The sequence below is a fragment of the Pseudonocardia sp. ICBG601 genome (assembly GCF_020496245.1).
This window is the reverse complement of the sequence record NZ_JAHLJA010000004.1, coordinates 66,414-82,209: the sequence shown is the minus strand read 5'-3', so window position 1 is coordinate 82,209 and position 15,796 is coordinate 66,414. Positions and strand designations below refer to the sequence as shown.

14 protein-coding genes and 2 pseudogenes are annotated in these 15,796 nt (G+C 71.9%); 14 read left to right on the top strand and 2 right to left on the bottom strand.

Annotated features, from left to right (window positions below):
* Positions 1-51: 51 nt before the first annotated feature.
* The 9 genes and pseudogenes from KPL57_RS71740 to KPL57_RS05110 form a co-directional block, all read left to right on the top strand.
* A pseudogene (locus KPL57_RS71740) lies at positions 52-141 on the top strand (PhzF family phenazine biosynthesis protein); the annotation flags it as partial.
* A 98-nt stretch (positions 142-239) separates the two neighbouring features.
* Positions 240-749: a PhzF family phenazine biosynthesis protein gene (locus KPL57_RS05145; protein ID WP_374203663.1), complete on the top strand. Its 510-nt coding sequence runs from the start codon at positions 240-242 to the stop codon at positions 747-749.
* A gap of 165 nt (positions 750-914) precedes the next feature.
* Positions 915-1,874 carry a CoA ester lyase gene (locus tag KPL57_RS05140; protein WP_060713175.1) on the top strand — a complete coding sequence of 320 codons (960 nt, stop codon included), beginning with the start codon at positions 915-917 and terminating at the stop codon, positions 1,872-1,874.
* A gap of 45 nt (positions 1,875-1,919) precedes the next feature.
* On the top strand, positions 1,920-3,113 hold the full coding sequence (locus KPL57_RS05135; protein ID WP_060713174.1) for an acyl-CoA dehydrogenase family protein: 1,194 nt from the start codon (positions 1,920-1,922) through the stop codon (positions 3,111-3,113).
* Between the two features lie 167 nt (positions 3,114-3,280).
* The gene (locus KPL57_RS05130) at positions 3,281-3,802 is read left to right on the top strand and encodes a general stress protein (protein WP_020623571.1); all 522 of its coding nucleotides are present in this window, start codon (positions 3,281-3,283) and stop codon (positions 3,800-3,802) included.
* 143 nt (positions 3,803-3,945) lie between these two features.
* On the top strand, positions 3,946-6,192 hold the full coding sequence (locus KPL57_RS05125; protein ID WP_226350713.1) for a carbon starvation CstA family protein: 2,247 nt from the start codon (positions 3,946-3,948) through the stop codon (positions 6,190-6,192).
* Between the two features lie 2 nt (positions 6,193-6,194).
* The gene (locus KPL57_RS05120) at positions 6,195-6,389 is read left to right on the top strand and encodes a YbdD/YjiX family protein (protein WP_226350712.1); all 195 of its coding nucleotides are present in this window, start codon (positions 6,195-6,197) and stop codon (positions 6,387-6,389) included.
* A 151-nt stretch (positions 6,390-6,540) separates the two neighbouring features.
* Positions 6,541-8,052 carry a trans-aconitate 2-methyltransferase gene (locus KPL57_RS05115; protein ID WP_226350711.1) on the top strand — a complete coding sequence of 504 codons (1,512 nt, stop codon included), beginning with the start codon at positions 6,541-6,543 and terminating at the stop codon, positions 8,050-8,052.
* Positions 8,053-8,186: 134 nt separating this feature from the next.
* Complete coding sequence (locus KPL57_RS05110; protein WP_226350710.1) at positions 8,187-9,863, top strand: IS1634 family transposase; 1,677 nt, start codon at positions 8,187-8,189, stop codon at positions 9,861-9,863.
* A gap of 63 nt (positions 9,864-9,926) precedes the next feature.
* On the opposite strand, the gene corA is transcribed toward KPL57_RS05110, so the two are convergent.
* Entirely contained in the window at positions 9,927-11,033 is a 1,107-nt protein-coding gene (gene corA / locus KPL57_RS05105) for a magnesium/cobalt transporter CorA (RefSeq protein WP_226350721.1), read from the bottom strand.
* A gap of 365 nt (positions 11,034-11,398) precedes the next feature.
* Here corA and KPL57_RS05100 point away from each other — a divergent pair, with 365 nt between their 5' ends.
* A complete protein-coding gene (locus tag KPL57_RS05100) occupies positions 11,399-11,902 on the top strand; it encodes a MaoC family dehydratase (protein WP_020623563.1) in 504 nt (167 codons plus the stop codon).
* 109 nt (positions 11,903-12,011) lie between these two features.
* Here KPL57_RS05100 and KPL57_RS05095 read toward each other — a convergent pair whose 3' ends face one another.
* Positions 12,012-12,416: an NUDIX hydrolase gene (locus KPL57_RS05095; protein ID WP_226350709.1), complete on the bottom strand. Its 405-nt coding sequence runs from the start codon at positions 12,414-12,416 to the stop codon at positions 12,012-12,014.
* 109 nt (positions 12,417-12,525) lie between these two features.
* Between KPL57_RS05095 and KPL57_RS05090 the strand changes: the two genes are divergently transcribed.
* The 4 genes and pseudogenes from KPL57_RS05090 to KPL57_RS71735 form a co-directional block, all read left to right on the top strand.
* Entirely contained in the window at positions 12,526-12,678 is a 153-nt protein-coding gene (locus KPL57_RS05090) for a hypothetical protein (RefSeq protein WP_020623561.1), read from the top strand.
* A gap of 4 nt (positions 12,679-12,682) precedes the next feature.
* On the top strand, positions 12,683-13,240 hold the full coding sequence (locus KPL57_RS05085; protein ID WP_020623560.1) for a PH domain-containing protein: 558 nt from the start codon (positions 12,683-12,685) through the stop codon (positions 13,238-13,240).
* Between the two features lie 209 nt (positions 13,241-13,449).
* Positions 13,450-14,994: an ABC transporter substrate-binding protein gene (locus tag KPL57_RS05080; protein WP_226350708.1), complete on the top strand. Its 1,545-nt coding sequence runs from the start codon at positions 13,450-13,452 to the stop codon at positions 14,992-14,994.
* Positions 14,991-15,785 (top strand): annotated as a pseudogene (locus tag KPL57_RS71735) (ABC transporter permease); the annotation flags it as partial. The gene KPL57_RS05080 and the pseudogene KPL57_RS71735, both read left to right, overlap by 4 nt.
* Between the last annotated feature and the right edge of the window lie 11 nt (positions 15,786-15,796).

Here is a 15,796-nt window from a genome sequence, read left to right as displayed (position 1 = left end):
GACGTTCCCGCTGGCCCGACCGGCGACGCCGAGGGCGGCGCGGACTACCGGGTGCGGATCTTCACCCCGCTCGCCGAGCTCCCCTTCGCCGGGCACCCCAGTGTCGGCACCGCCTGGGTGCTGGCCCGCGACGGCGTCATCGGCGAGGGCGACCGCGTGCAGGAGTGCGGCGCCGGTCTGCTGCCGGTGCGGGTCGACGGGACCGGCGCCCGGGTGTGGGGGCGGCACGCCGTCGGTCGGTGCCGAGCTGGACGCCGTCCGCCTCGCCGCCGCGCTCGGCCTCGGCCCAGACGACGTCGACGGCGCCGCGTGCCGGGGTGGCCGGTGCCGGGACCGACTTCGCGATCCTGCTCGTCGTCGCCGGTGCGGTCGCCCGCGCGGTGCCCGACCCCGCGGCGCTGGCCGCCGCGGTCGCCGGCAGCGGCGCGACCGGGGTGCTCGTCGCCGCCGTCGACGCCACCGCCGAGCGGGTCCACGCCCGCATGTTCGGCATCGGTATCGGGGTGCCCGAGGACCCGGCGACGGGTTCGGCCGCCGTCGCGCTCGGGATCTTCCTCGCCGACCGCGGTCTGGTCACCGACGACGGCGAGCACTCCTTCGTCGTGACGCAGGGTGTGGAGATGGGCCGTCCGTCCACGCTCTACGCCGGCGTCCGCACCGAGGGCGGGCGGGCCGTCGGCAGCTGGGTCGGCGGGACCGTCGTCGCGGTGGCCAGGGGCTCCCTGACCCCACCTCCCGAACAGGGGTGACCGACGGGTAACCCCATCTGACCACCGGCGGGTGAGAAACCAATCACCTGCACGGGGCGCCGCGGCCGTCGTCGTGCCAGCATCAGTCCCCAGCCCGAGCGCCCGGGTCGTGACGACGTCGTCGCCGCGACGCGGGCGAGGACGAACTCGACGAGGAGCCCGCCTGTGAGCACCACCCTCCGCGCCCGCCGGTCCTGCCTGGCCGTGCCCGGATCGAGCCAGAAGTTCATCGACAAGGCGCGCACGCTGAACTCCGACCAGGTCTTCCTCGACCTGGAGGACGCCTGTGCCCCGCTGGCCAAGCCCGGTGCGCGGAAGACGATCGTGGAGGCCCTCAACGAGGGCGGCTGGGGCGAGAAGATCCGCGTCGTCCGGGTCAACGACTGGACCACCGAGTGGACCTACCGCGACGTGATCGAGGTCGTCGAGGGCGCCGGCGCGAACCTCGACGCGATCATGCTGCCGAAGGTGCAGACCCCCCAGCAGGTCGTCGCGCTGGACCTGCTGCTCACCCAGATCGAGAAGACGAACGGTCTCGAGGTCGGGAAGATCGGCATCGAGGCGCAGATCGAGAACGCGCTGGGCCTGACGAACGTCAATGCGATCGCCACCGCGTCCCCGCGCGTCGAGACGATCATCTTCGGCCCGGCCGACTTCATGGCCTCGATCAACATGAAGTCCCTGGTCGTCGGCGAGCAGCCCCCCGGTTACGACGTGGGCGACGCCTACCACCACATCCTCATGTCGATCCTGATGGCGGCCCGCGCGCACGACAAGCAGGCCATCGACGGGCCGTACCTGCAGATCAAGGACGTGGACGGATTCCGCCGGGTCGCCGGCCGCTCGGCCGCGCTGGGCTTCGACGGCAAGTGGGTGCTGCACCCCGGCCAGATCGACGCCGCCAACGAGACCTTCTCCCCGGCGCAGAGCGACTACGACCACGCCGAGAACATCCTCGACGCCTACGAGTACTTCACCTCCGAGGCCGGCGGCAAGCGCGGCGCGGCGATGATCGGCGACGAGATGATCGACGAGGCCAGCCGCAAGATGGCACTGGTCATCTCGGGCAAGGGGCGCGCGGCGGGCATGACCCGCACCGACAAGTGGACCCCGCCGGAGTCCTGAGGCCCGGCCCCGCCGACCGACGACGCTCACCGAGGAGTAACCAGCATGGCCCGGCTCGCCCAGACCGCCGGTCTGACCGACATCCAGACCGAGATCCTGTCCACCGTCCGCTCCTTCGTGGACAAGGAGATCATCCCGCACGCGACCGCCCTGGAGCACGCGGACACCTACCCGCAGGACATCGTCGACGGGATGAAGGAGATGGGGCTGTTCGGCCTCATGATCCCGGAGGAGTACGGCGGTCTCGGCGAGTCGCTGCTCACCTACGCCCTGGTGGTCGAGGAGATCGCCCGCGGCTGGATGAGCGTCTCCGGCGTGATCAACACCCACTTCATCGTTGCGTACATGCTCCGCCAGCACGGCACGCAGGCGCAGAAGGAGAAGTACCTGCCGAAGATGGCCACGGGGGAGACCCGCGGCTCGTTCTCCATGTCCGAGCCGGACCTGGGCTCCGACGTGGCGGCGATCAAGACCAAGGCCGTGCAGGACGGCGACGAGTACGTCATCGACGGCGCCAAGATGTGGCTGACCAACGGTGGCACGTCGAACCTGACCGCGGTGCTGGTGAGGACCGACGAGGGCGCCGAGCGCCCGCACCAGAACCTCACCACCTTCCTCGTCGAGAAGCCCACCGGCTACGGCGAGGTCGCCCCCGGCCTGGTCGTCCCCGGCAAGATCGACAAGATGGGCTACAAGGGGGTCGACACCACCGAGCTGGTGTTCAAGGGCCACCGGATCTCCGGTGACCAGATCCTCGGCGGGGAGCGCGGCAAGGGCTTCGCGCACATGATGGACGGCGTCGAGGTCGGCCGGGTGAACGTCGCCGCCCGCGCCTGCGGCATCGCGATCCGGGCCTTCGAGCTCGGTGTCGAGTACGCCCAGCAGCGCTCCACCTTCGGCAAGCCGATCGTCCAGCACCAGGCCATCGCGTTCAAGATCGCCGAGATGGCGACCAAGGTCGAGGCCGCGCACTTGATGATGGTCAACGCCGCACGTCTGAAGGACCGCGGCGAGCGCAACGACGTCGAGGCCGGCATGGCCAAGATGCTCGCCTCGGAGTACTGCAAGGAGGTCACCGAGGAGGCGTTCCGCATCCACGGCGGCTACGGCTACTCCAAGGAGTACGAGATCGAGCGCCTCATGCGCGAGGCGCCGTTCCTGCTCATCGGCGAGGGCACCTCGGAGATCCAGAAGACGATCATCTCCCGGGGGCTGCTGCGCGACTACAAGCTGCGCTGACCGCACCCGCGTCCACGGCCCCGTACCCCGTCCCGGGGGTGCGGGGCCGTGTCGTCCGGTCGGTGGGGTGTGACCTGCGGCTCCGCGACTAGTCTTCGGGGCACGTCGCGGTCCGGTCGAACGTTGCACCGACGACGAGACAGGACATCTTCCACGAGGAGCACGCCATGACCAATCCCTTCGGCGGCCAGACTCGTCCGGCTCCGGGCCTGCCGCAGCTGCCCACTCCGCCGACCGGGTGGCCGGTGGGTTCCTACGCCACCTACGAGGAGGCGCAGCGGGCCGTCGACCACCTCGCCGACTCCGACTTCCCGGTCGCCGACGTGACGATCGTCGGCGTCGACCTGATGCTCGTCGAGCGGGTCATCGCCCGCCTGACCTGGGGCCGGGTACTCGCCTCCGGCGCGGCGCAGGGTGCCTGGCTGGGTCTGTTCGTCGGGCTCCTGCTGTTCATGTTCTCCCCGGACGGCAACTTCCTGCCCATCCTCGTCGGCCTGGTGTCCGGCGCGGTGTTCTTCATGGCCTTCGCCGCGGTCAGCTACAGCGCGAGCAAGGGTCGCCGGGACTTCCAGTCCGCCAGCCAGATGGTGGCGGGCCGCTACGACGTGCTGTGCGAGCCGCGCAACGCGGAGCGGGCCCGCGAGATGCTGGCCAAGCTGGCGATGGGCAGCCCCGGCGGGGGTTTCTGACCGGCTCCGGCGTCCGCACGACCCCACGGCCGTCGTCACCCGACCGGGTGGCGGCGGCCGTCCTGCGTCGGCGGTCGGACATCTGTTCCCACAGGCCGCATCGCCTCCTATAGTTCGCGCGTCGGACATATCGGAGGGGCGCGATGACACAGGTGTCAGGCGGACCGGCGGAGCGCGAGCTCCCGCCGGCGGCGGTGGACGACGAGGTGCTCCTCGCCGAACAGCGGGCGTGGACCCCGTGGAAGAGCGCGGTGTGGGTGGGGATCGCCCTGCTGGGCGGTCTGGCGTGGGTGATGCTCGCGCTGGTCCGCGGGGAGACGGTCAACGCGATCTGGTTCGTGTTCGCCGCGGTGAGCACCTACGCGATCGCGTACCGGTTCTACTCCCGCTACATCGAGAACAAGCTGCTGCGCCCGGACGACCGGCGCGCCACCCCGGCCGAGTACAAGGAGAACGGACAGGACTTCCTGCCGACCGACCGGCGGGTCCTCTACGGCCACCACTTCGCCGCGATCGCCGGTGCCGGTCCGCTGGTCGGCCCGGTCCTGGCCGCGCAGATGGGGTACCTGCCCGGCACGATCTGGATCATCGTCGGGGTCATCGTCGCCGGTGCGGTCCAGGACTACCTGGTGCTGTTCTTCTCGATGCGCCGCGGCGGGCGCTCGCTGGGCCAGATGGCCCGCGAGGAGCTCGGCCGGGTCGGCGGCATCGCCGCGCTGATCGCGACCCTCGCCATCATGATCATCCTGATCGCGGTGCTCACCCTGGTCGTCGTCAACGCCCTCGGCGAGAGCCCCTGGGGTGTCTTCTCGGTCGCGCTGACCATCCCGATCGCCCTGTTCATGGGCGTCTACCTGCGCTTCCTGCGACCGGGGAAGGTCTCCGAGGTCTCCTGGATCGGCTTCGCGCTGCTGATCGGCGCGATCGTCGCCGGCGGCTGGGTCGCCGAGACCGGCTGGGGCCAGGCACTGTTCACCCTGGACCGCACCACCATCGCCTGGGGCGTGATCATCTACGGCTTCGTGGCCGCGGTGCTCCCGGTCTGGCTGCTGCTCGCGCCGCGCGACTACCTGTCGACGTTCATGAAGATCGGCACGATCGTGCTGCTCGCCGTGGCGATCATCGTCGTCCGCCCGGAGCTGGCCGCGCCCGCGTTCAGCGAGTTCGCCGGCCGCGACGCCGGCCCGGTCGTCGCCGGGTCGCTGTTCCCGTTCCTGTTCGTGACGATCGCCTGCGGCGCGCTGTCGGGCTTCCACGCCCTGATCTCCTCGGGGACCAGCCCGAAGCTGATCGAGAAGGAGCGCCAGACCCGCCTGATCGGCTACGGCGGCATGCTCATGGAGTCCTTCGTGGCGATCATGGCGCTGGTCGCGGCGCTGTCGATCGACCGCGGGCTCTACTTCGCGATGAACTCGCCCGCGTCGCTGACGCTCGGGACGGTCGAGGGCGCTGCCGCGTTCGTGAACCAGCTCGGGCTGATGGGTGTCAACATCACCCCCGACCAGCTCGCGACGACCGCGGCCCTGGTCGGCGAGGAGTCCGTCGTCTCGCGCACCGGTGGCGCCCCGACCCTCGCGGTCGGCCTGGCGAACATCATGGCGCAGTTCATCGGCGGGCCGGCGATGATGAGCTTCTGGTACCACTTCGCGATCATGTTCGAGGCGCTGTTCATCCTCACGGCCGTCGACGCGGGCACCCGGGTGGCGCGCTTCATGCTGCAGGACGCCATCGGCACCGTGGTCCCGCGGTTCGCCGACACCTCGTGGAAGCCGGCCGCCTGGATCTGCACCGCGCTGATGGTCGGTGGCTGGGGCGCGATCCTGGTGATGGGGGTGACCGACCCGCTCGGCGGGATCAACACGCTCTTCCCGCTGTTCGGCATCGCGAACCAGCTGCTGGCGGCGATCGCGCTCGCGGTCTGTCTGGCCATCGCGGCCCGGCGCGGACACGTGCGCTACCTGTGGATCATCGTCGTGCCGCTGGCGTTCGCCGCCGTCGTGACGGTCACGGCGTCGATGTACAAGATCTTCTCCGCTAACCCCAAGATCGGGTACTGGGCGCAGCACTTCGCGTTCCGGGAGGCCATCGCGTCCGGGCAGACGAGCTTCGGCACCGCGGGCACCCCGCAGGCGATGGCGGCGGTCGTCCGCAACACCTTCGTGCAGGGCACGCTGTCGATCCTGTTCGTGACGCTCGCGCTCGTCGTGATCGTCGCCGCGGTCCTGGCCGCCTGGAGGTCGATCGCGATGGGCGGCCGCCCGGACAACGAGGACGACCCGGTGCCCTCGCGGCTCTACGCCCCGGCCGGGATCATCGCGACCCCGGCGGAGAAGGAGCTGGAGAAGGAGTGGACCGAGGCGGTCGGGACCCCGGCCCGGTCGGGGCACTGACCGTGGCGGCCAGGACGCTCACCCGGCTGCGGGCGCTGCACGACTGGTGGCGTGGGGTGATCGGGGCGGACCTGTACGACCGCTACCTCGACCACCACCGTCGCAGCGGGCACGACCACCCGCCGATGACCGAGCGGGAGTACTGGCGGGCCCGCACCGCGTACCAGGAGAGCAACCCACAGGGTCGCTGCTGCTGAGGTGGCGCCGTTCCGGCCGGTCCCGTTGCGCCGCACGGGTGGCCGGGCATCCACGTTCGGCCCAGTGCGCCCTCCCGGGTGGGTGTCACACTCCACCGGGGAGGGCGCGTCGGGTTCCGGACTCGGGTCGGTGCGGGCAGGATCAGGCCCCGTGAGCGGCGAGGCGTGGCAGGAGAGCGACCAGATCCGCCCGGCCACGGTGCACCGTGCCTACGGGCGAGGCGCCGCGGGCTACGACGCCTTCGTCGCGACCCTGCCCGGCTACCGCACCCACCTGCGGGTGTCGGCGTCGCGGATGGGGCTGGGCGACGGCCACGGTCTGCGGCTGCTCGACGTCGGCTGCGGTACCGGGGTGTCCACCGAGGCGCTGTTGACCAGCGTCGGGGGTGCCGAGGTGGTCGCGGTCGACGCGTCCGCGGAGATGCTCGCCGTCGCCCGGCGGAAGAACTGGTCGCCCCGGGTGACGTTCGTGCACTCCCGGCTGGAGACCCTCGCCGAGGCCGGTGTCGAGGGCCCGTTCGACGGGATCCTCGCGTCCTTCCTGGTGTCCAACCTGCCCGACGCCGAACACGGCCTGCGCCGACTGCTGAGTCTGCTCGCCCCCGGCGCCCCGCTGGCGGTGCACGACTACGCCGTCAGCGGCCGGAGCCGGATGCGGTGGACCGCGGCGAACTGGGCCTGGATGCTCCCGATGGCCTCGCTGCGCTGGGGGGCGGCGGATCTCGCGCGCTACCGGGCCCGGCGGATCGCGACGGCCGGTGGGCCCGAGCAGATGGTGCACCGGATGGAGCGCGCCGGGTTCGACGACGTGCGCGTCCAGACCGTCGGCGGGGTCCAGCAGCACCTCGTGCACACGTTCCTGGGGCGGCGTCCCGACGAGCCCGACGTGGTGGGGGAGCGGCAGGAACGCCGCGCCCGCGGTTCGGCCATCGCCGCGGCCGGGTGGCGGCCGCGGCGGGACGAGCCCGTCCCCGCCCACCGGGACACGACCGGGCCCGTCGACGAGGGCGGCCCCGAGGACCCCGGCTACGCCGAGACGCTCCCGGACCAGGTGCTCGACGGCGACGACGTCGAGCTGGGCGAGGGGGACGCCGCCGTGGTCCCCGTGTCTCCTCCTGGTGCGCCCGCCGGCCCCGCGGGGCGCACCGGCGACGCCGACCGGGACGACACCGGCGACGGGCCGGACGACCACGACCGGGGTGGGTCGGGCGCCCCCGACGACCCCACCCCCGACGAGGACCCGGACACCCGTCCGCGTGGGCACGGCGTCGCCCGGGCGCTGCGGTACGGCCTGCCGGGCTCCCGGCCCGACTCCTCCGGCCCCGGCGCGCGACCCGGCCCCGGCCCCGTCGCAGGACCCGGCCCCGGCGATGCGGGACCCGGCCCCGCTGCCGCAGGGCCCGACTCCGCAGGGCCCGACTCCGCAGGATTCGACTCCGCGGACCCTGGCGCGGCCGGATCAGACCCCGCTGCCGCGGGATCCGGCCCTGGAGAGCCCGACCCCGGCGCCACGGGCCCCCGGCGCCCCGCACCCGGTCCTCGTCCGCGCCGCCCGGTCGGACTCCGCCGCCCCGGCCCCCCGCGGCCGCGCCCCGGCGAGGCGCCCCCGCCCGCCGAGGACGACGAGCCGCCGACCCCGCCGACGGGTACCCGCCGGGTCTGACCGGCGGGCTCCCCGGTCCAGCCTGACTTTGGTCACCCGAGCCTGGTTTCGCAGCTTGTACTGCGCTGAGCTGCGGTGATGTGTTTGCGCGGGAGCGGTGTGAGGCACTAATTCGGTGCTCTACGCTCGGTCAGGTGGCGTGGGTGAGGCGGGTACGGACGGCCTCCGGGGCGACCGCGGTCCAGATCGCCGAGTCCGTGCAGGGCCATCGACGGATCGTGGCCCATGTCGGGTCAGCGCACACCGAGGCCGAGCTGGGCCTGCTGGTCGAGCAGGCCCGTGGGCTGATCGACGACGCTGCACAGCAGGCCCTGGATCTGGGCGTCGCGCCGTCACCCCGGCGGGCCGAGCTGATCGCGCCCACCGCGGCCGGCGGTGCCACGCAGGAGGGGCTGTTCGGCCAGATGCCGCGGCGCGCCCCGAGCACCACAACCCGGCGGGTGGGTGCGCCGCAGGTGATCACGACCGGGTCGCGGGTGCTGTTCGACATCCTCGCCGAGGTCTACGCGGGCCTCGGGTTCGCAGAGGTCGCTGATGACACGTTCCGCGACCTGGTGATCGCCCGGATCGTCGAGCCCACGTCCATCCTGGACACCGGTCGGGTGCTGGCCGGTCTGGGCGTCACCGCGGCGAGCGAAAAGACGATGCGCCGCACCCTGCTGCGCTGCACCGGGCGCAGCTACCGCGACGAGATCGCGAGGGCCTGCTTCACCCACGCCCGTGGCAGTGGGGATGTGTCGTTGTGTCTCTACGACGTCACCACCCTCTACTTCGAGGCGGAGAAGGAGGACGACCTGCGCAAGGTCGGGTTCTCCAAGGAACGCCGGGTCGACCCGCAGGTCGTCGTCGGGCTGCTGGTCGATCGCGCAGGGTTCCCCCTCGAGATCGGCTGTTTCGAGGGCAACAAGACCGAGACCGCGACGATCCTGCCGATCATCGAGGCCTTCCGGGCCCGACACCAGCTGCCGGTCGAGCCGGGCGGGATGGTCGTGGTCGCCGACGCAGGGATGCTCTCGGCCGCGAACCTGCGCGACCTCGACGAGGCCGGCCTGCGGTTCATCGTCGGCTCCCGACTCACCAAGGCCCCGGTTGACCTGGAGTCGCACTTCCACTGGCACGGCGACGCCTTCGTCGACGGGCAGATCATCGACACCCTCACACCACGCGACCGCCGCACCGGGCGCAGCGAGAACAGCCCGAAGGTCAAGGCCGAGCCCGTCTGGAACCCCAACCAGCATCCGGGATCCTGGCGGGCGGTCTGGGCCTACTCCACGAAGCGGGCCGTCCGGGACCGGCGCACGTTGACCCTGCAGGAGAACCGGGCCCGCGAGGTCATCGCCGGCGAGAAGCCCGCGCGCACACCGCGGTTCGTCAAGGTCACCAACGGCTCCCGCGCCCTGGACGAGGCCTCCTTGGCTCGGGCATACCGGTTGGTCGGGTTGAAGGGCTACGTGACCAACATCCCGGCCGGCGGCGCAGCGGCCGGGGAGATCATCGGCGACTACCACGACCTCTGGCACGTCGAGCAGTCCTTCCGGATGAGCAAAACCGACCTACGCGCCCGCCCGATGTTCCACCACCAACGCCAGTCCATCGAAGCGCACCTGACCATCGTGTTCACCGCCCTCGCAGTCGCCCGCGAGATCCAGAACCGCACCGGGCTCACCATCCGCAACGTCGTCCGCCAGCTCCGACCACTGCGCTCGGCCACCATCGCCATCAACGGCACCCAGCAGACCTTCCCGCCCGCCGTCCCCGCCGACAAACAGGCCCTCCTCGACGCGCTCCGTCAGCCCGCGGCGAAGCACTAAGACAAGTGACCGAAGTCAGGGGCTCCCCGGTCCAGGGCCGGCCCGGCCCACGGCCGGCCCGGTCTACAGCCAGCCGTTGCGGCGGAAGTTGCGGTACAGCAGCCCGCACAGCGTCGCGATGACGAGCAGGACCATCGGGTAGCCGAAGTCCCAGTGCAGCTCGGGCATCGAGTCGAAGTTCATGCCGTAGACACCGGCGATCATCGTCGGCACCGAGATCAGGCCCGCGTAGGCGGTGATCTTCCGCATGTCGTTGTTCTGTCGCATGCTGATCTTCGCGAGGACCGCGTCGACCAGGGTGGTCAGCAGCTCGTTGAAGCCCGCCACCTGCTCGGCGACGCCACCGAGGTGGTCGTCGACGTCGCGGAAGTAGGACCGCACGTCGTGCGGGACCAGGGCACTGTAGCCCTCGGCGAGCTTGCGCATCGGCCCGACCAGCGGCATCACGGCGCGGCGCAGGTCGAGGATCTCGCGCTTCATGACGTAGATCTGCTCGGGGTTCATCGTCGAGCGGGGGGAGAACACCTCGGCCTCGACGGCGTCGATGTCGTCCTCGATCTGCCGGCAGACCTCGATGTAGGAGTCCACGACGTGGTCGGCGATCGCGTGCAGCACCGCGGCCGGGCCGAGGGACAGCTGCTCGGGGTCGTCCTCCAGGCGTCGTCGCACCTCGCGCAGGCCGGTGTGGCGGCCGTGCCGGACGGTCACGACGAAGTCGCGCCCGAGGAACGCCATGACCTCGCCGGTCTCGACGATCTCGTTCGACGTCGTCGGGTCGGCGTGCCCGACGTAGCGGACGGTCTTGAGCACCATGAACAGTGTGTCGTCGTAGCGCTCGAGCTTGGGGCGGTTGTGCGCGTGCACCGCGTCCTCGACGGCGAGCTCGTGCAGCCCGTAGGTCTCGGCGATGCCGGAGATCTGCTCCTCGTCGGGCTCGTGCAGCCCGATCCAGACGAAGCCCTCGCCGCGCTCGCGCACCTCGGCGATGGCCTCGTCGTGGGTCCAGCGGCCGGGGAGCCGGTGGCCGTCGAGGTAGACGCCGCAGCCGACGACGTAGGCGGACAGGGGGACACGCAGCCGGACGGGCGGGCTCGCGGCGGCCCGCGCCGCCGCGCGCTCGGCGCGCCGGGACGGGCGGATGGTGGGGCGCAGCTGGGAGAGCGAGGGCATCACGAGGACCACCTCCGGGCGTGCCGGTGCGGCTCGGGGGACGAGCGGCACCGGATGACGGTGCGACCGCGCAGGGCGGCCGCCGGGCCGGAACTCGCCTCCCGCCGGGATCAGCCCCGGACGTACCTCGGGGCCGTGCGCAGCGGGAGGCGGCACCTACTGCTCGCCGGTGTCTGGGACGCGGACACCGCACTCACCTCCCTGCTGTTCGGCGGACCGTCCTGTGTCTCGTCCGTACGCCGACCGACGTCACCGTGATGTGACATCCCCGACCGCGCACGTGTGAGCCGGACCGCCCTTCCTCGCGCGGGCCACCGGATAGATTACTCCCGCAACGAATCGACGGCGTGATGGGAGCGTGAACGGTGCAGTTCGGGCGCTACTACGAGGAGTTCGAGGTCGGTGCCGTCTACAAGCACTGGCCCGGCAAGACGGTCACCGAGTACGACGACCACTTGTTCTGCCTCCTCACCATGAACCACCACCCGCTGCACATGGATGCGCACTACGCGGAGGAGACGACCGACTTCGGCAAGAACGTCGTGGTCGGCAACTACATCTACTCGCTGCTGCTGGGCATGTCGGTGCCGGACGTGTCGGGCAAGGCGATCGCGAACCTCGAGGTCGAGTCGCTCAAGCACACGAAGCCGACCTTCCACGGCGACACGATCTACGGCGAGACCGAGGTCCTCGACAAGACCCCGTCGAAGTCCAAGGACGACCGCGGCGTGGTGTACGTCGAGACCCGCGGCTACAAGCAGGACGGCACCGTCGTCTGCACCTTCCGCCGCAAGGTGATGGTGCCGAAGCGGTCCTACGGCGACAGCCGCGGCGGCGAGCAGCCCGGCCGTCCCACGCCGCAGGTCTGACCCGGCGGCCGCACCCCGGCGCACCGGCCCCCGACTCCCACCGGAGCGGGGGCCGTCGTGTGTCACCCACACGCATACCGCCGGGGCGGTCGGGCACCCGCTGTGGTGGTCAGGTCCGGGGCAGACAGTCCCAGCCGTCGAGCGTCTCGGTGAGGCCCTCGACGACGGACAGCGCCGCGTAGCCCGCCCGGTCGACGAACCGGGCGTCGGTGGCGTCGTCGCCGGCCCGCGGCGCACCCGCGTCCGCCGCGAGGGCGCAGACGTAGTCGGCGATCCGGTACGGGCCTCGGAACACCACCCCGGCGAGCCGGCCGGGGACCACCGTCAGACCGGTCTCCTCGGCGAGCTCGCGGACCACCGCGTCGTGCTCGCTCTCGCCGGCCTCGACCCGCCCACCGGGGACCGACCACAGCCCCCGACCAGGCTCGTTGGCCCGGCGGACGAGCAGCAATCGTCCGTCCGGGTCGAACACGATTCCACCCACGCAGGCGACGTGTCGGCTACTGTCGGTCATCCGAAACGACGGTACGCTGCTCGGGTGCCGGTACCGGGGCCAGCCGGCCCTCCGGTACCAATGACATGTCTGTGTGTCCGACACACCGAGAAACGGGTGGGCAGGGAACGTGAAGAAGATCCTGATCCTGGTTGCGGTGGCGCTGGGGATCTTCCTGGTGATCACCAATCCCAATGGTGCAGCCGGTTCGGTCACCAACGTCGGCAACATCCTCTACGACGCCGCGCAGTCCGTCTCGGTGTTCGTCACCAACCTGATCTGAGCCCGTGCTCGCGCCCCGGGAGATCGACGAGTACCTGCTCCCCACGGAGCGGCGCGTCATCCGTGTGCGCCAGCACTGGGCGGTGATGGTCAAGCACATCTGGCAGACCGCGCTGTTCATCATCGTGGTCGTCGGGATCGAGCAGCTGCTCGACCGCCCCGGGACCGACCCGGTCCTGGACGTCGTCGTCGACAACCTGGCGTTCTACCTGGTCGTCGTCGCGGTCCTGCGCTACACGGCGCTGTCGATCCTCTGGTGGATCGAGCGGATCGTGATCACCGACAAGCGGGTGATGATCGCCCAGGGGATCATCGTGCACAACGTCGGCATGATGCCCCTGGGCAAGGTCACCGACCTCACGTTCCAGCGTTCGCTGTCCGGGCGCATGCTCGGCTACGGGACCATGGTCGTCGAGTCCGCGGGGCAGATCCAGGCGCTCAACCGCATCGACTACATGCCGCGGCCCGAGGAGATCTACGAGGCGCTCTCCGAGCTGGTCTTCGGGGAGAAGGGCAAGACCCGCGCGACGGGCATGCTCGCCAAACCACGCTGGCGGCGCTGACCCCGCCGCCACCCCTCCGGGGCGCCGCACCGGCGCCGCCGGACAGCCGTCCCGACGCGGGGTCGCGCACCGTGCGCGGCCCCGCGTCGTCGTGCGCGCGCCCGTGCTCCGGAGCGCGGCCCGGAGCACGGGGCCCTTGACGTATGCCGGCGGCGGCTTATCGTTCACCGAACGAATCAATCGTTCGGTGAACGAGAAGAGGTGTGTGCGTGCCGGTGACAGTGACCCGCCGGGCCGCCCTGCGTGGCGGCCTGGCCGGGCTCGGCGCCGCCGGGCTCACCGGCTGCGGCGGCGCACCCGCGTCGACGGCGATCCCGGAGGCGGGACCGGCCGGACCGGCCCGTCGCGGCGGGCGCATGGTCGTCGCCCGGCCGCCCGCGTCCGGGGCCGAGACACTGGACCCCGCGAGCGCGCTGTCGGCCTACGAGTACCTCGGCGCGCTCTACGACCGCCTCGTCGTGCTCGACGACACCGGCGCCGCCGTCCCGGGGCTCGCCGAGTCCTGGGAGTCGAGCCCGGACGCGCGGACCTGGCGGTTCCGGCTGCGCCGCGGCGTCACCTTCCACCACGGTCGCGAGCTCACCGCCGCCGACGCCGTCCACACACTGCGGCGCATCCTGGATCCCGCGACGTCGTCGCCGATGGCCGGGGTGTTCGCCGGGCTCCTGGAGCCGGCGGGGCTGTCGGCCCCGGACCCGTACACGTTGCAGGTCGCGCTGGCCAAGCCCGCGGCCGAGCTCCCGTCGCTGCTGTCGGGCTACCAGTGCGGGGTGCTGCCGGCGTCGGGGGAGATCGGGGTCGGCACCGGCCCGTTCGCGCTCGGGGGGTTCACCCCGGCCGGGCGGGGCAGTGTCACCGCCCACGACGACCACTGGGCAGGCCGCCCGCGGCTCGACGAGATCGCGTTCGCCTCCGTCGCCGACGCTCAGGCCCGCACCAACGCGCTGCTCGCCGGGCAGGTGCACCTGCTCATGCAGACGAACCTCGACACCGCGACCGCCCGGGTGGTGGCGTCCTCGCCGCGCACGACGGTGGCGCGTTCGCGCAACGCCCAGTGGTACACGGTCCCGATGCTCGCGACGGCAGCGCCGTTCACCGACCCCATGGTCCGCGACGCCGTCCGGCTGGCCTACGACCCGCAGGCCGTGCTGGACACCGCCGCGCGCGACGCGGGCGTCGTCGGCGGGGACAACCCGGTCCCGCCCGGACAGCGGGACTGGGTCTCGACGCTGCGCCCGCGCGACCCCGACCGGGCCCGGTCGCTGCTGCGCCGCGCCGGTGCCGACGGCCTGGAGCTCGACGTCTACACCTCGGCCTACGACCCGCTGTTCACCCCGGTCGCGGTCGCGTTCGCCGACTCCCTCGCCGACGCCGGGATCCGCGCCCGGCTGGTCACCGCACCGGCCGACTCGTACTACACCCAGGTGTGGATGACCCGCCCGCTGTGCGTGTCGTACTGGTTCACCGGCCGCCCGATCGACCAGCTACTCAACCAGATCTTCCGGTCCGGGTCGTCCTACAACGAGTCCGCCTGGGCCGACCCCCGGTTCGACGCGATGCTCGACGCCGCCAGGGCCGAGACCGACGCGGCCCGCCGTCGCACGCTCTACCAGGATGCCCAGCGCTACGTCGCCGTCCACGGCTCCGCGCTCACCCCGATGTTCGCCGACCGCCTGGTCGGCATGTCCCGCGACGTCCGCGGCTACCGCGAGCACGGGTTCGAGTTCGACTACCGCGGGCTGGGGTTCGCATGACCGGCTACGTGCTGCGCCGGCTCGGCGTCTCGGTGCTGACCCTGCTGCTGGCCTCGGTGCTGGTCTTCGTCGCGCTCCAGGCGCTGCCCGGGGACCTCGCCACCCAGCTGCTCGGCCGCGACGCGACGCCCGACGCGGTCGCGGCGCTGCGCGAGCAGCTCGGCCTCGACCGGCCCGCCTGGGAGCGCTACCTCGGCTGGCTGGGTGCCGCGCTCACCGGCGACCTCGGGACGTCGCTGGTCAGCGGGGACCCGGTCACGGCCGACCTGGCGGTGCACCTGCGCAACACCCTGCTCGTCGCCGGGCCCGCGGTGCTCGTCGGCATCCCGCTCGCGGTGGGGCTCGGCGTCGTCGCGGGGCTGTACCGCGACCGCGGCCCGGACCTGGTGATCTCCACCGTCTGCCTGGTCGGGATGAGCGTGCCGGAGTTCGTCGTCGCGACCGTGCTGGTCCTGCTGTTCGCGATCACGGTCCCGCTCGCGCCCGCCGTCGTGCTGGACGGGCCGACCGCACCCGTCGCCGACCTGGCCGGGGCGATCTGGCTGCCCGCGATCGCGCTCACCACGGTCATGGCCGCCTACATCGTGCGGATGGCCAGGGCCGGGGTGATCGACACGATGGGCTCGGAGTTCGTCACGACCGCGACGCTCAAGGGCGTCGGGCGCGGCCGGATCGTCCTCGCCCACGTGCTGCCCTCGGCGCTGCTGCCGACGCTCAACGTCATCGCCGTGAACCTGGCCTGGCTGATCGGAGGAGCCGTCGTGGTCGAGGCGGTGTTCAACTACCCCGGCGTCGGGACGCT

Excerpts from the sequence above, each read along its gene's own strand:
- KPL57_RS05125 (WP_226350713.1), top strand. The coding sequence starts at position 3,946 with ATGACACAGGTGTCAGGCGGACCGGCGGAGCGCGAGCTCCCGCCGGCG.
- corA (WP_226350721.1), bottom strand. The coding sequence starts at position 11,033 with ATGCCCTCGCTCTCCCAGCTGCGCCCCACCATCCGCCCGTCCCGGCGC.
- KPL57_RS05095 (WP_226350709.1), bottom strand. The coding sequence starts at position 12,416 with ATGACCGACAGTAGCCGACACGTCGCCTGCGTGGGTGGAATCGTGTTC.
- KPL57_RS05135 (WP_060713174.1), top strand. The coding sequence starts at position 1,920 with ATGGCCCGGCTCGCCCAGACCGCCGGTCTGACCGACATCCAGACCGAG.
- KPL57_RS05130 (WP_020623571.1), top strand. The coding sequence starts at position 3,281 with ATGACCAATCCCTTCGGCGGCCAGACTCGTCCGGCTCCGGGCCTGCCG.